The sequence below is a fragment of the Ancylobacter aquaticus genome (assembly GCF_004339465.1).
Classification (GTDB): domain Bacteria; phylum Pseudomonadota; class Alphaproteobacteria; order Rhizobiales; family Xanthobacteraceae; genus Ancylobacter; species Ancylobacter aquaticus.
Genome location: NZ_SMFY01000003.1, coordinates 429628 through 443236, shown reverse-complemented (window position 1 = coordinate 443236; position 13609 = coordinate 429628). Strand labels below are relative to the sequence as shown.

Below are 13609 nucleotides of genomic sequence, written 5' to 3'. Positions count from 1 at the left end.
TCACTCCTGGCTGGGGACGGCAGGCATGAACGGATCGCCCGCCCTCTCGCGGTCATAGACGCGCCGACCCGCCACATAGGTCGCGCGCACGGCGCGGTCATCGCCCAGCGTCATCAGCAGGAACAGCAATTCCTCGATCGAGCTGCAATAGCCGGCGCGAAAGTCCATGAACGGCGTCGCCTTGGGGTCGAGCACGCAGATATCGGCCTCCGTGCCGGGCGCCAGCCGGCCGATCCTCTCCTCAAGTCCCAGCGCCCGCGCCCCGCCCAGCGTGGCGAGATAGAAGCCCTGCACCGCGTCGAGCCGGTGGCCGGTCAGCGCCGCCACCTTGTAGGCCTCGTTGAGCGTCTGGAGCTGCGAGAGCGAGGTGCCCCCGCCCACATCGGTGCCGAGCCCCACCTTCACCGGCCGGCGCGGATCCACCGCGTCGAACAGCCTGAACAGGCCGCTGCCGAGAAACAGGTTCGAGGTCGGGCAATGCGCCAGCGCCGCACCGCTCTGGTGGCACGTGCAGAAATCGCCTTCATGCAGATGCACGCCATGGCCGAACATGGAGCGCGGCCCCACCAGCCCGGCATGGGCATAGACATCGAGATAGGAAGCGCGGGCGGGGAAAAGCGCGCGCACCCATTCCACCTCGCCGGGATTCTCGCACAGATGGGTCTGCAGAAAGAGCCCGTTGCGGGTCTTCAGCAGCGCGCCAGCGGCGTCGAGCTGGGCGTCGGTCGAGGTCGGGGCGAAGCGCGGGGTGACGCTATAGAGCGCGCGCCCGCGCCCGTGCCAGCGCTCGATCAAAGCGAGGCTCTCGTCATAGCCGCGCTGGGCGGTGTCGAGCAGCGCTGCCGGCGCGTTGCGGTCCATGAGAACTTTGCCGGCAATCATCCGGGCATCGAACCGTTCCGCCTCGGCAAAGAACGCGTCGACCGAATGCGGATGGACGGTGCAGTAGACCATCGCCGTGGTGGTGCCCGCGCGCAGCAATTCGCGCAGGAACAGGTGCGCCACCCGCTGCGCATGGGCGGCATCGGCAAAGCTCATCTCGGCGGGAAAGGTGTAGGTCTCCAGCCACTCCAGCAATTGCGCGCCGAAAGCCCCGATCATCTGCATCTGCGGGTAATGCACATGCGCGTCGATGAAGCCCGGCACGATAAGGTTGTCGGGGTAATGGACGATCTCGATGCTGGCGGGCAGCGTGTCGCGCAACGCGGCATAGGGGCCGAAGGCGGTGATGATCCCGTTCTCGATCACCACCAGCGCGTCGTCGTGAGTGGCGAGGCAGGCGCGGGAGGGCTGCTCGAACGGATTTCCGGTCAGCGTCGCCGCCGGGCCTCGCAAGGCGATGCTGCAGCCGGGCGGATTCATTCGGCGGCCTCTTTTGCAGCTTGAGAGTGCAGCAGCGCGTACAGTTCGTCGGCCATGAACGGTGTCGCCCGCAGCCGCACCCCGGTGGCATCGAAAATCGCATTGGCCAGCGCCGCCGCAACCGGGTTGAACGGGCTCTCGCTCATTGATTTCGCCCCCATGGGCCCGATGGAATCGCGCGTATCGGCAAAGAAAACCTCCGTGCGCGGCACATCGGCGAAGGCGGGAATGTGGTAGCCGCGAAAGCTGGGATTGGCCACCGCGCCCTCGCTATCCATCATCAGCCGCTCATAGAGCGCCGCGCCGATGGCCTGGGCAACGCCCCCCTCCACCTGCCCCCGGCACTGCATGGGGTTCACCACCGTGCCGGCATCCGCCGCATGAACCGAGCGCAGGATGCGGATCTCGCCGGTGCGGGAATGCACAGCAAGCTCAAACCCTTGCACGTTGAACGCGACCGAGCGCGGCGTGCCGGCGGCATCCCCCACCGCCTCCAGCGGGGCGAGATCGGCCAGCGGGACCGTCGCCGTCCCGGCCATCACCGCGTCACCCTCGATCCGGCATTCCCCGGCCGCGACGCCCAGCCGGCCGGCGGCAGCCGCGCGGATTTTTCCCACCAGAAGCCGTGCCGCCTGCTGCGTCGCCGCGCCCGCCACCACGGTTCCGGTCGAGCCATAGGCCCCGGTGTCATGTTCGACATCGGCGGTGTCGGACGGGTGCACGATGATTTGCCCTGGCCGCGCGCCCAGCACCGTCGCGGCGATCTGTACATGCACGGTCGTGGTGCCATTGCCGAACTCCGCTGTCCCGGTGCGCAATTCGTAGGTCCCTGAAGGGGTTAGCGCCAGCCGCGTCTGCGCCACATGCCCGCGCGGGGGAATGGTGTCGATCATCGCCGCCGCGACGCCGCGCCCGATCTGCCAGTCGGCCGAAAGGCTCGCTGCCGAAGGTTTTTCCAGCGCCGCCTCCACCAGATCGAGACACTGGTCGAGCCCGTAGCTTCCCATCTCCACATCGGGATGTGGCGCACCGGAAGACACCATCGTGTCGCCCGGCAGCACCACATTGAGCCGCCGGAATTGCAGCGGATCGAGCCCCAGCCTGTGCGCCAGCTCGTCCATGGCGGATTCGACCGCGAAGATGGTCTGGCTCAGCCCATAGCCGCGAAACGCGCCGCTCGGCAGGGAGTTGGTATAAACCGAGCAACCCTCTATCTTCTTGTTCGGGCAGCGATAAAGCGCAACGCTCTCGCCCGAGCCGTGAAACAGCACGCCCACCGCATGGTTGCCATAGGCGCCCGTGTTCAGCAGCATCCGCATGGAAAAGGCGGTGAGCCGCCCCTCCCGCGTGGCGCCGATCTTCACCGTCACCTTCATCGGGTGGCGGCTGGTGGAAGCGGCGAACTGCTCCTCGCGGGTAAACTCCAGCTTCACCGGCCGGCCGGTCTTCAATACGGCCAGCGCGACGATGTCCTCGGTGAGCATCTCCTGCTTGCCGCCGAAGCCGCCGCCGACCCGCGCGGCGAACACGCGCGCACCCTCGCGCGGCAGATCGTAGAGATCGGCCAGCGCATCGCGGGTGAGGAACGGCGTCTGGGTTGAGCTGCGCAACACGAGCCGCCCCTGCGCATCGCGCCAACCGATGCAGCCATGCGTCTCCAGATGTGCGTGCTGAACCCGTTGAGATTCATAGGTCGCCTCGTGGATCACATCGGCCTGCGCGAAACCGGCGGCGATGTCGCCCACCTCGCCCTCAAGCGCGGCCACGATGTTGCGGGAAGCGTCGGCAATGCGCGAGGCCGGCCCCTTGCCCCCATGCACAAGCGGCGCGCCGGGCACGAGTGCTGCCTCCGGGTCGAACACGGCGGCAAGCGGCTCATACTCCACGCGGATCGCCGCGCACCCCGCCTCCGCCGCCTGCTCGCTCACCGCCACGACAGCCGCAACCCGTTGGCCGATATGGCGCACCACATCGTCGAGCACCCGGGTGTCGTCGACATCGTCGGTGGCGTGGTGATGCCGCGCGGTGGAAAACAGCCGCGCGGGGGCGTCCTCATGGGTGAGCACCGCCACGACGCCGGGCAGCGCCAGCGCCGCTGCAGTGTCGATGGCGCGGATGCGGGCATGGGGGTGCGGCGAGCGCAGCAGCTTCATGTGCAGCAGGCCCGCCAATTCACCCTCCGGCGCCACATCCATCGTGTAGCGGGCGGCGCCGGTGACGATGGCGGGCCCGGCCGGCGCGGCGAGGCTGCGGCCGACGCGGCCCTCATTGGCGTCCGTCTCCACCGTCACCGCACCGCCGATCGCATCGGCGATCGCGCCATAGCCGGTGCAGCGGCAGAGGTTGCCCTTCAGCGCCTCCGGCAGGTCGGCCCGCTGGCTTTGGTCGAGCGCGGCGGCGGTCATCACCATGCCAGCGGTGCAGAAGCCGCACTGGAAGCCCTGCGCCGCGAGAAAGGCCGCTTGCATCGGGTGCAGCCCCTCGCCTTCGGCCGTGCCGGCCAGTCCCTCGATGGTGGTAACAAAGCGCCCCTCGGCGCGAAAGGCCGGGGTAACGCAGCTATGCACCGGGCGCCCGTCGAGATGCACCGTGCAGGCGCCGCAATCGCCGGCATCGCAGCCTTTCTTGACCCCGAACCAGCCCAACTCCCGCAGCAGCGTACGCAGGCACTGGCCCGGCCGGGCCCCGGCGTCAACGGCGCAGCCATTCACCGTGAACCTCACGCGCGCGCCTCCGCCAGCTCGTCGCGGATTTCCTGCGCCAGAAGAGCGGTCATGTGGCGGCGCCACTCCGGCCGGCCATGCATGTCGTCATAATAGAGCTCGTCCGGAATGGCCGCCGCCAGCCCGGCGGCGAGTGCGGCGGCTTCGGGCACGGCGGGGAAAGCCAGCCGCACCGGCCGGCGGGTCGACGCGGTGACGGTAAGGGCGAAGGTGCCGTCCGCGTCCCCCGTGCCAATCACCAGCACGCCCGAACGCCCCAGAGGGGTGAGCGAAGCGCGGCGGAAGGCGGCGCGGCGGCGCAGGGCCTGCGCCGGCAGGTGAACCGCCCGCAGCACTTCCCCCGGTGCCAGCGCCACCTCGCGCGGTCCACGCACGACATCGACGATGCTCACCCGCCGCTCGCCGCCATCCGGCCCCCACAGCACGCCCTCGCCATCGAGCGCGGCGCAGAGCGAGATCATCGGCCCGGCCGGCAGGCCGAGGCAGATATTGCCGCCCACCGTGGCCATGTTCCATATCTTGAAGGAGGCGAGGAAGGCATGGCAGCACTCGTGGATCAGCGACGCCGACCGCCACTCCACCGGCGCCTCGAAGCCGTTCAGTTCGGCAATCGTGCAGGTGGCGGCGATGCTCAGCCCCTCCGCCTCGTGGCGCAACGCCGGCCAACCGAGGTCGGCGAGGTCGATGAGGCGCCGCACATGCGGCTGCGGCTCCGAGAACAGCCACGTCCCCCCGCCAAGCACGGCATCGCCGGCGCAGGCCGGCGGCAGTTCGGCCCGTCCGCGCGGGCGCAGCACATCCGTGACCGCGTTGAGGTCCATACCGTCGATCCCTGCCGCCGTCCCCGCGCCCGCTCAGCCGCGCCCCACGGTACAGACGATCTGTCCGTGCGGCTCGTCGGTCGGGGTGAACACCTGCCCGTCAAAGGCGCGGCCGAAGGGCGAGAGGTCGATCGGAAGGTAGTGCTTGTTCGGGCAGGCCATGGCGATCTGCGCCACCTCCGGCACCGCCGCCAGCACGGCCTCGCCCATCTGGTAGAGGGTCGCCTGCACGCCGGGGCTGTAGGTGGTGGCGAAAACCTTTAGTGCCGCGTCCAGCACCGCCGCATTGGCCGCCGCATAGCTCGCAGGTACGCCGCTCCACAGCCATTGCGCGTCCATCGCCGTGGCGAACAGCCGGTCGGCGGTCGGCTTCAGCGTCGTCGCCTCGTCGAACCAGTAGTCTTCCCAGCCCGACTGGGTGGTCTTGAGGACGGTAAAGCCGTCGACGCCGGAGGACAGGCGGCTGCCCTCGCGGGTGGCCGCCAGCGTCACGATGGGCTTGCCATTGCCGTCGAGCACGAAGGCATGGTCATGTGGGGTGCCCTCGACCTCGATGCGCCGCCATTTCGTCTCGTGGGCCGAGACCTCCACGCCGCCGACATGGGGGTAGCGGTCTAGGAAATACTGTGCCAGCGCGCCGGCGAACACCTCGTTCTCTGCCGAGACATGGTCGCGCGCGACGATGTTGATGATGTTCTTGATCGTATCCGTGGCGATCACCTGCCGGTTGTCGCCCTGCGTATACGCAGCGGCGAAATCGCCGGTGAGCATCGCCTGCACGGATAATTCGCGCACCTCGTGGCGCGCGCTGTCGCGCTGCACCCGCATGATGCGCACGCGGCCCTTGCCATAGCTGTTGGAAATGAGCGGCATGGGCACTGTCCCCCGGGTGCGGATCGTCGGCTAAACGGTTGCGCATGCGAAACCAGTGCCAGTCTGGCACTGCGGCACGTCGCGCGAAAGCCATCCAGACCGATTGGACCGAAACGCCGCAGCGCTAACGCTGGCGGGCGAGGCGATCGACGCGCGCCCGCGTCCGGCGCGGAAGCGGGTGGCGCTGGCCTGCCGGCTGGGTGAACATGCACGCCCGCCGGTTCAAGCCGAGTTCCCCATGACCACTTCCGCCGATCCCGCTCCCGATCTTCTGCCGCGCCCCTTCCGTCTCGACGGGCGCATCGCCCTCGTCACCGGAGCGGGACGTGGGCTCGGCTTCGAGATGGCGAAGGCGCTTGCCGCCGCCGGCGCGCAGGTGGTGATCAATGGCCGCCACGCCGGCCGACTGCAGGCGGCGGCAAGCGCCCTCGCCACAGCCACCGGCCGCCCGGTCGCTATTGCCCCCTTCGACGTTGCCGACCCGGCCGCCGGGCGCGCGGCGATCGCCTCCATCGTCGCGGAACAGGGCCGGCTCGACATACTGGTCAACAATGTGGGCGCCCGCGACCGTCGGCCGCTGAAAGACTTCGCGCCGGGAGAGGTCGAGGCGCTCATCGCGACCGATCTCGTCGGCCCGATGCTGCTGGCGCGCGAAGCGGCCGAGCACATGGCGGCGCACCGGCATGGCCGGCTGATCACCGTCACTTCCATCGCTGCCCACATCGCCAACCGGCATGACCCGGTCTACACCGCCGCCAAGGCGGGGCTCGGCGGGCTGATGCGGGCGCTGGCGGTCGATTATGCCCGGCTGGGCATCACCAGCAACGCCATCGCCCCCGGCATGTTTGCCACAGAAACCAATGCCGGCCTGGTCGGCGATGCCACTTTCTCGGCCTTTGTCGACATCCGCGTGCCGCTCGGCCGCTGGGGGCAGCCCCAGGAAATCGGTGCGGCTGCCGTGTTCCTGGCGTCGGACGAAGCGTCCTTCGTCAACGGCCATGTCCTCGTCGTCGATGGCGGCCAGTCGATAAGAATGTAGTTCGTCGCCACGGCATCTTTTCGGCCCGGGTGATTTCTCTCCGACGCAAAACGCTTTAGACAGCCGCGCAGGACTGGCCAGAGCGGAGAAAAACGGATGAGCTTCAGCGATGAACTGCGCCAGGAAAACGCGCAGGACTGGCAGGCCTGCGTCGATCATCGTTTTGTCCGGGAGATCTTCGCCGGCGCGGTGCCGCCCGAGGTCATGCGCCGCTATCTGACCCAAGACTACCAGTTCATCGACGGCTTTGTCGCCCTGCTGGGCATGGCGATCGCCACCGCCGACCGTTTCGACTCGCGCATCCGCCTCGCTCAATTCGCGGCGATGATCACCAGCGACGAGAACACCTATTTCCAGCGGGCCTTCGTCTCGCTTGGCGTACCGGAAGCCGAGCGCGCCCACCCGGTGCTGACGGCGCCGACATCCGGCTTCCAGGCCCTGATGAAGGACGCCGCCGCCAGCCGGAACTATGGCAGTTGCCTAGCCGTGCTCACCGTGGCCGAATGGATCTACTTGAGCTGGGCCGACCGGCCGGGTGAAAAGCTTCCGCCCGACTTCGTGCATGCGGAATGGATCACCCTGCACAATAATGACGGTTTTCGCAGCTTCGTCACCTGGTTGCGCGGCGAGCTGAATCGCATCGGCGCGGCTACCGACGCCGCCGGCCGGGCCGATGCCTCCGCCTTCTTCCGCCGCGCCGTAACGCTGGAGCGGGCTTTCTTCGATCACATCTACGAGTGATTCGACAAAGCTCGCCACGCAACCCCGGACGTCCGAGGATTGTACTTCGAGGCGACGCTCATCAAGAAATTGTGCGCGTCGCTCTGGTTGTGGAGTCTTTCGCGGAGCCTTTTCCCTTCGGGCAACGCATCTGCGCGGCAGTACAGGAGCACCCTGTCGTATTGGCGGGCGGCACGATCGGTCGACGCTAAAACCCTTTGCCACTGCGGGACTTCATTCGACTTGCCCAAGGGCCGCCGCAACAGCGCGCCGTGATGCCGGAAGCCTTCGGCAATAAAGGTGCTGCCGCGAAGTTTTCAGTTCGCAACGAAGAAACTGCCACAAACACGCCGCTTTGCTTGTCGATTGCTTATTGACGTTTCCACGTTTGATGTTAAATCGATGGCAGATTCAATGGAGAAAATAAATGTCTGAGCAGGAAAGCGTGTCGGCCGACTATCTCGGCCTCACCGCGGATGTCGTTGCGGCTTTCGTCGGCAACAACTCGGTGCCCGCCGCCGAACTTCCGGATCTGATCGCCAAGGTGCATGGCGCCCTGCTTCGTCTCTCCGCTCCCGTTCCGGCCGTCGTCGAAGAGATCTTGAAGCCTGCCGTCCCGGTGAAGAAGTCGGTGACGCCGGAATATATCATCTGCCTCGAAGACGGGCTCAAGTTCAAGTCGCTGAAGCGTCATCTTCGCACCAAGTACAATATGACGCCCGAGGAATACCGCGCCAAGTGGGGCCTGCCGAACGATTATCCGATGGTCGCGCCCAGCTATGCTGAAGCGCGCTCAAACCTCGCGAAGAAGATGGGTCTCGGCCAGCAGCGCAAGAAGCCGGTGCCGGGCCCGGTGGCCAAGCCGCGCGGCCGCGCCAAGAAGGTCGCCTGAGGCTGACACTGCGCCTGAAGCCGGTGATGGCGGCGGCCGGTTTGTCGCCGCCCCGGCTCTCTACGCGATAATGCGGAGCCTGTTCTCGTCGCGAAGTTCTATCGCTGTTCGCGGAGAGTGCTTCAGGTGTACGCAAATGAAGAAGGCCGCGTCGGCAGGTGTCGACGCGGCCTTTTCTTTGCGTTTTACGTTGCCCGCCGACGCCGGGCTCTGCAGCCCGTCTCGCGCCGTCCCGCGCGGCTGGGGCAGAGCGGCCGGCGGCAGCTCAGCGGCCGGCGGAAGGGGACAAGGCGGCATCCCCCGCCAGCCAGTGCTCGACGAAGGCCTCCAGCCACAGCCGAATGCGCGCATCATGCTGCAGCCGGTCGGTGAAATGCGCCCGGCGCGGGCGGGCGCCCGGCAGGGCAAGCCTTTCGACACCCCGCACCGTCCACCGGCACATCATGTGATGCGTGACTTCCGGATGAAACTGGATGCCATAGGCGCCGGCGCCGTAGCGGAAGGCCTGGTTGGGGAAGGTCGGCCCTTCGGCGAGCAGTTCCGCCCCTGCGGCGAGCTCGAAGCCCTCGCGGTGCCAATGATAGACATGATCGGGCCAGTGCGCCGGGCCGGCGGGTGGCGGCGTGGCCGGATCGCGCAGCATCTGCGTGCCGGCATCGGTGGCGCGGATCGGGTAGTAGCCGATCTCGACCAGCCCTTCGGGGTGCGGCGCGACGCGGGCGCCGAGATGGCGCGCCAGCATCTGCGCGCCGAGGCAAATGCCGAGATAGGGCTTGCCCTCGCGCAGCGGCACGCCGATCCAGTCGATCTCGGCCCGCACATAGTCGTGGCAGTCATTGGCGCTTTGCGGGCCGCCGAACACCACCGCTCCGGCATGGCCGGCGAGCGTGGGCGGCAGCGCTTCGCCCAGGCACGGCCGCCTTATGTCGAGCCGGTGCCCCCGCTCGGCCAGCAGCCTTCCGACGCGGCCGGGGGAGGAATGCTCCTGATGGAGCACGATCAGAATGGGGAGCGGGGTCTCTGCGAAAGCCATGATCTCGGTGCGGCGGGAACCGGGCGGGAGTGCCGAGCCTCCCGCAAGCAAGGATGACGCCACGATTCGGCCTGCGGCTCAACCCCTCGCCAGCGCGGGGCAGGCATTCAGCCCTCGAAGGTGTCCCGCACGCGCTTGCGAATATCCACCCGGTCGCGCGAAGTGATGTTGAGCAATTCGGCCGCGCGCCAGACCAGGTTGTCCTCGAACTCGGTCAACCCGCCATCGGCATAGGCGACCTCGAACATCATCTCCACCACCCGGCGACGGCCTTCTTCGTCCATGGCGCGGTTCAGCACGCTGGTGAAGGCGTAGAGATCGACAGCCTCGGCATCGCGGGCGATGGCGGCTTCGAGCAGCTTTTCGGCGTCGTCCTCGGAGAGCGCGAAGCGGGCGGCGAGGAGGCGGCGCAGCTTGTCCATCTCGTCGGCGCCGATCACGCCGTCGATCGTCACCACATGCACCAGCAGGGCGGCAGCCGCCAGCCGGTAGTCGTTCTCGGCAAAGGCGGAAGCCTCGCGAGCGCCGCCGGCAATCTCGGCAATGAAATCGGTCAGCGAGCGCAGCATGCCGGGCGGCTCCTCCTGCGGCGGGTCGGTCGGTTCAGCAATGGGATGAGGTCCCGCGGCGGACCTGAACCGTGGGTAACGCAATCATTGCGGGGGCGCAACGGCGGCCCGGCCGCGCGCGACCGAAGCTGCCGCGTCGGTGCAGCCGCGCCACACCTCCACGCGTCAGGCCGCAGGGCGCCGCAAGCAAAAAAGCCCGGCGGGGTCGAGGAACCCGCCGGGTCGAGTGTGCGTGTGGGGCGTGCCGACGCGCGGCGCAGGCGCCGCCCTATTCGAGATAGTCGGCGTAGCGCGAGACGTGGTCGGCCAGCCCCAGCGCGTGATTGCGCACCAGCACCTCGGCCGCGTCGGTATCGCGCGCTTCGAGCGCCTGGATGATGGCCAGATGATCCTGGATCGAACGGTCGGCCCGGTTCTCCTCGCCGATGGTCTTGCGGCGGATCATCCGCATGTGGGTGAACAGGTTTTCCGCCAGATTGACCAGGATGCCATTGCCACCCATGGCGATGATCGTCTGGTGAAAATGGATGTTCACTTCCGAATACTCGTCGAGCTTGGCGTGCGGGCCGCCGGCCTCGTCGAAGGTGGCGAACATCTGCCGCAGCCGGCCGATCTCCTCGTCGCTGGCGTGGACCGTGATCAGCCGCGCCGCGAGGCTTTCCAGCGCGGCCCAGACCTGGATCATCTCGATCACTTCGCGCCGGGTCTTGCGCACGACATAAATGCCGCGCCGTGGCACGGAATGCACGAAGCCCTCGCGTTCAAGTTGCGCCATCGCCTCGCGCACCGGGGTGCGGCTGACCCCGAGGCTCTGGGCGAGCTGGCGCTCGTCGAGGCGCACCTCGTTGGACTGGTCGTAGATGTTGAGCGAGACAATCACCTCCTTGAGCGCGGCATAGGCGCGGTTCTTGAAGGTGGACGTGTCCTCGAGCGGCGCCACGGAGAGCTTGGCCGCTCCTCCATTGACCCGTCGAATGGTGCTTTCGACGCTCATCATGATGCGTCCATCCCCAGCCGGCCGCTGAGCACCGGCCCAAGGCATCGGCGATGAAGCTTCGTATCGGCATAGATCATTGGCGTTGCCTCCCGTCCCCCGAAACGCCGGTTCGCGCTTCCGTCCGCCGGCCACCTTCTGGTGCGTGGCTCGGGCGGCGGAGTGTCCCGCGACCGTTGATGGCCCGATTTCCCTCTCCGGGGGCGAGGGATTCGGCGGAAGAGCGATTGGCCCCGCCCTTCGCCTGGGCGCCGCGAGAGGGATGACGCAAGGTCATCCTTCTTGCGACAGAGCCCGCCGCACAAAAAGCGCGGCGGGCCATTTCAGTGCCGGGTTCAGGCCGGCTGGGTGGTGTTACCACGCAGCTTGGCGAAGGCCATGGCGATCAGCGGCCACAGGCCGGCGATGAGGCCGAGGCCCATGATGGTCGACACCAGCGGGTTCGACCAGAACACCGCGAGCGAACCGCCCGAGCCGAGCAGGGACTGACGGAAGGCTTCCTCGGCGCTGTCGCCGAGAACGATGGCCAGCACCAGGGGCGCCAGCGGGTAGTTCGTCTTCTTCAGCAGATAGCCGAGGACGCCGAACACCATCATCATCAGCACGTCGAACACGTTGTTGTTCACCGTGTAGGCACCGATGGCGCAGATCACCAGGATCACCGGGGCGATGATCGAGAACGGAATGCGCAGGATCGAGGCAAACAGCGGCACCGTGGTCAGCACCAGAATGAGGCCGACGATGTTGCCGAGATACATGGAGGCGATGAGGCCCCACACGAATTCAGCCTGTTCGACGAACAGCATCGGACCGGGCTGCAGACCCCAGATCAGCAGGCCGCCGAGCAGAACCGCGGCGGTCGGCGAGCCGGGAACGCCCAGCGCCAGCATGGGAAGCATGGCGGCGGTGCCGGCGGCGTGCGCGGCGGTCTCGGGGGCCACGACGCCCTCGATTTCGCCATTGCCGAAGTTCTTGCCGTTCTTCGACACGCGCTTGGCGATGCCATAGGCCATGAAGGAGGCCGGCGTCGCACCGGCGGGCGTGATGCCCATCCAGCAGCCGATGATGCAGGAGCGCAGAGACGTGGCCCAGTATTTGGGCAGCGTCTTCCAGGTCTTCCACACGATCTTCGGGTCGATCTTCGCCGCCTTGCCGCGGAACTCCAGGCCCTCTTCCATGGTGAGCAGGATTTCACCGATGCCGAACAGGCCGATGACCGCGATCAGGAAGTCGAAGCCGTTGAGCAGCTCGGTAACGCCGAAGGTCAGGCGCAGCTGGCCGGTCACCATGTCGAGGCCGACCGCCGCGAGGGCGAAGCCGATCATCATCGACACGATGGTCTTGGCCGGCGGTTCCTTGCTCATGCCGACGAAGGAGGCAAAGGCGAGGAAGTACACCGCGAATTTTTCGGCTGGACCGAACTGCAACGCGAACTGGGCGACCAGCGGCGCGATGAGAGTAATCATCACGATGGCGAAGAAGGCGCCGACGAAGGACGAGGTGAAGGCGGCGGTCAGTGCCTCGCCTGCCCGTCCCGAGCGGGCCATGGGATGACCGTCGAAGGTCGTCGCCACGGACCAGGGTTCGCCCGGAATGTTGAACAGGACCGAGGTGATGGCGCCGCCAAACAGCGCGCCCCAGTAGATGCAGGTCAGAAGGATGATCGCCGAGGTGGGCGACATCGAGAAGGTCAGCGGCAGCAGGATGGCGACGCCGTTGGCTCCGCCCAGTCCCGGCAGCACGCCGATGATCACACCGAGCAGGATACCGATCACCATCAGCAGGATGTTGAACGGATCGCCGGCTATGTAGAAGCCGTGATAGAGGTTGATGAAATTGTCGACGATCATGGGCGCGTTTCCCTGGGAGCGGCCGCAACCGGCCCCGTCTTATCTGTTGGCGTTCAGAGTCCGAGCATCGCCTCGATCGGCCCCTTGGGGAGGGGGATCAGGAACCAGCGCTCAAGCGTCAGGTAGAAGAACGCGGGCACACCGACAGCGACCGCCAGCGAAAGCGGGAAGCCGTATTTGCCCAGCCAGGTCATGAACACGACGATGAGCAGGAACGACGGAAGGTAGATGCCGAGGAACGGGATCAGCGCGACATAGATCGTCGCCGGAATCAGCACCCGCAGCACCTGGCCGAGTTGGCCCCATTCCGCGAACAGGCCCGAATCCGCCTCGCGCAGCGCCATGACAAGGTTGATCAGGCTGCAGATGCAGATGATGAGCCCGACATAGAAGGGAAAGAATCCGGCCTGCGGACCGTCCGAACCCCACCCGGAGCCGACGATGACGCTGCCATAAATGACAATGAGGCCGAACAGCATGGTCAGCAGTGCCGTGCCGATCTCGACGGCACGTTGCCTGGGTCCAGCTCCGGCTCCGTGGTGAGCCTGTTCCATCAAGATTCTCCGAAAAAATTCGCGCAAAAGACCACCCGGCGGGACTACCCCGTCGGCGGCGTGTTGGAGGCTCAATCGCTGCTAGGGTGTTCGTCTCAGGCCCGGGGGCGGCCAGGCGGAGGACCTTTCGATCCCCCGCCCTTCGCCGTGTTTCCACGATTCTCGCAGATTCCGCAGTC

12 protein-coding genes are annotated in these 13609 nt (G+C 67.1%); 3 read left to right on the top strand and 9 right to left on the bottom strand.

The window, feature by feature from the left end; translation table 11 throughout:
- The 4 genes from guaD to pucL are packed head-to-tail and all read right to left on the bottom strand — an operon-like array spanning nucleotide 1 to nucleotide 5779.
- On the bottom strand, nucleotides 1-1362 hold the full coding sequence (gene guaD, locus EV667_RS18020; RefSeq protein ID WP_165901643.1) for a guanine deaminase: 1362 nt from the start codon (nucleotides 1360-1362) through the stop codon (nucleotides 1-3).
- Nucleotides 1359-4085 carry a molybdopterin-dependent oxidoreductase gene (locus EV667_RS18015; protein ID WP_131836715.1) on the bottom strand — a complete coding sequence of 909 codons (2727 nt, stop codon included), beginning with the start codon at nucleotides 4083-4085 and terminating at the stop codon, nucleotides 1359-1361. Before EV667_RS18015 ends, guaD begins: the two co-directional genes overlap by 4 nt.
- The gene (locus EV667_RS18010; protein ID WP_131836714.1) at nucleotides 4082-4906 is read right to left on the bottom strand and encodes an FAD binding domain-containing protein; all 825 of its coding nucleotides are present in this window, start codon (nucleotides 4904-4906) and stop codon (nucleotides 4082-4084) included. Before EV667_RS18010 ends, EV667_RS18015 begins: the two co-directional genes overlap by 4 nt.
- A 33-nt stretch (nucleotides 4907-4939) precedes the next feature.
- Nucleotides 4940-5779, bottom strand: a complete 840-nt coding sequence (gene pucL / locus EV667_RS18005) for a factor-independent urate hydroxylase (protein WP_131836713.1) — start codon at nucleotides 5777-5779, stop codon at nucleotides 4940-4942.
- A gap of 238 nt (nucleotides 5780-6017) precedes the next feature.
- Between pucL and EV667_RS18000 the strand changes: the two genes are divergently transcribed.
- The 3 genes from EV667_RS18000 (at nucleotide 6018) to EV667_RS17990 (ending at nucleotide 8430) form a co-directional block, all read left to right on the top strand.
- Nucleotides 6018-6818, top strand: coding sequence for an SDR family oxidoreductase (locus EV667_RS18000; protein ID WP_131836712.1), 801 nt, complete (start codon nucleotides 6018-6020; stop codon nucleotides 6816-6818).
- 96 nt (nucleotides 6819-6914) lie between these two features.
- Nucleotides 6915-7559 (top strand): TenA family protein, encoded by a 645-nt coding sequence (locus tag EV667_RS17995; protein ID WP_131836711.1) that lies wholly within the window; start codon nucleotides 6915-6917, stop codon nucleotides 7557-7559.
- Between the two features lie 406 nt (nucleotides 7560-7965).
- On the top strand, nucleotides 7966-8430 hold the full coding sequence (locus tag EV667_RS17990; protein WP_131836710.1) for a Ros/MucR family transcriptional regulator: 465 nt from the start codon (nucleotides 7966-7968) through the stop codon (nucleotides 8428-8430).
- Between the two features lie 265 nt (nucleotides 8431-8695).
- On the opposite strand, the gene EV667_RS17985 is transcribed toward EV667_RS17990, so the two are convergent.
- From EV667_RS17985 to EV667_RS17965, 5 genes are all read right to left on the bottom strand, one after another.
- Entirely contained in the window at nucleotides 8696-9463 is a 768-nt protein-coding gene (locus tag EV667_RS17985) for a glutamine amidotransferase (protein WP_131836709.1), read from the bottom strand.
- A 107-nt stretch (nucleotides 9464-9570) separates the two neighbouring features.
- The gene (locus EV667_RS17980) at nucleotides 9571-10032 is read right to left on the bottom strand and encodes a tellurite resistance TerB family protein (RefSeq protein WP_131836708.1); all 462 of its coding nucleotides are present in this window, start codon (nucleotides 10030-10032) and stop codon (nucleotides 9571-9573) included.
- Between the two features lie 268 nt (nucleotides 10033-10300).
- The gene (locus EV667_RS17975) at nucleotides 10301-11029 is read right to left on the bottom strand and encodes a GntR family transcriptional regulator (RefSeq protein WP_131836707.1); all 729 of its coding nucleotides are present in this window, start codon (nucleotides 11027-11029) and stop codon (nucleotides 10301-10303) included.
- A gap of 332 nt (nucleotides 11030-11361) precedes the next feature.
- Nucleotides 11362-12876 (bottom strand): tripartite tricarboxylate transporter permease, encoded by a 1515-nt coding sequence (locus EV667_RS17970; protein ID WP_131836706.1) that lies wholly within the window; start codon nucleotides 12874-12876, stop codon nucleotides 11362-11364.
- A 53-nt stretch (nucleotides 12877-12929) separates the two neighbouring features.
- Nucleotides 12930-13430 (bottom strand): tripartite tricarboxylate transporter TctB family protein, encoded by a 501-nt coding sequence (locus EV667_RS17965; RefSeq protein WP_131836705.1) that lies wholly within the window; start codon nucleotides 13428-13430, stop codon nucleotides 12930-12932.
- Between the last annotated feature and the right edge of the window lie 179 nt (nucleotides 13431-13609).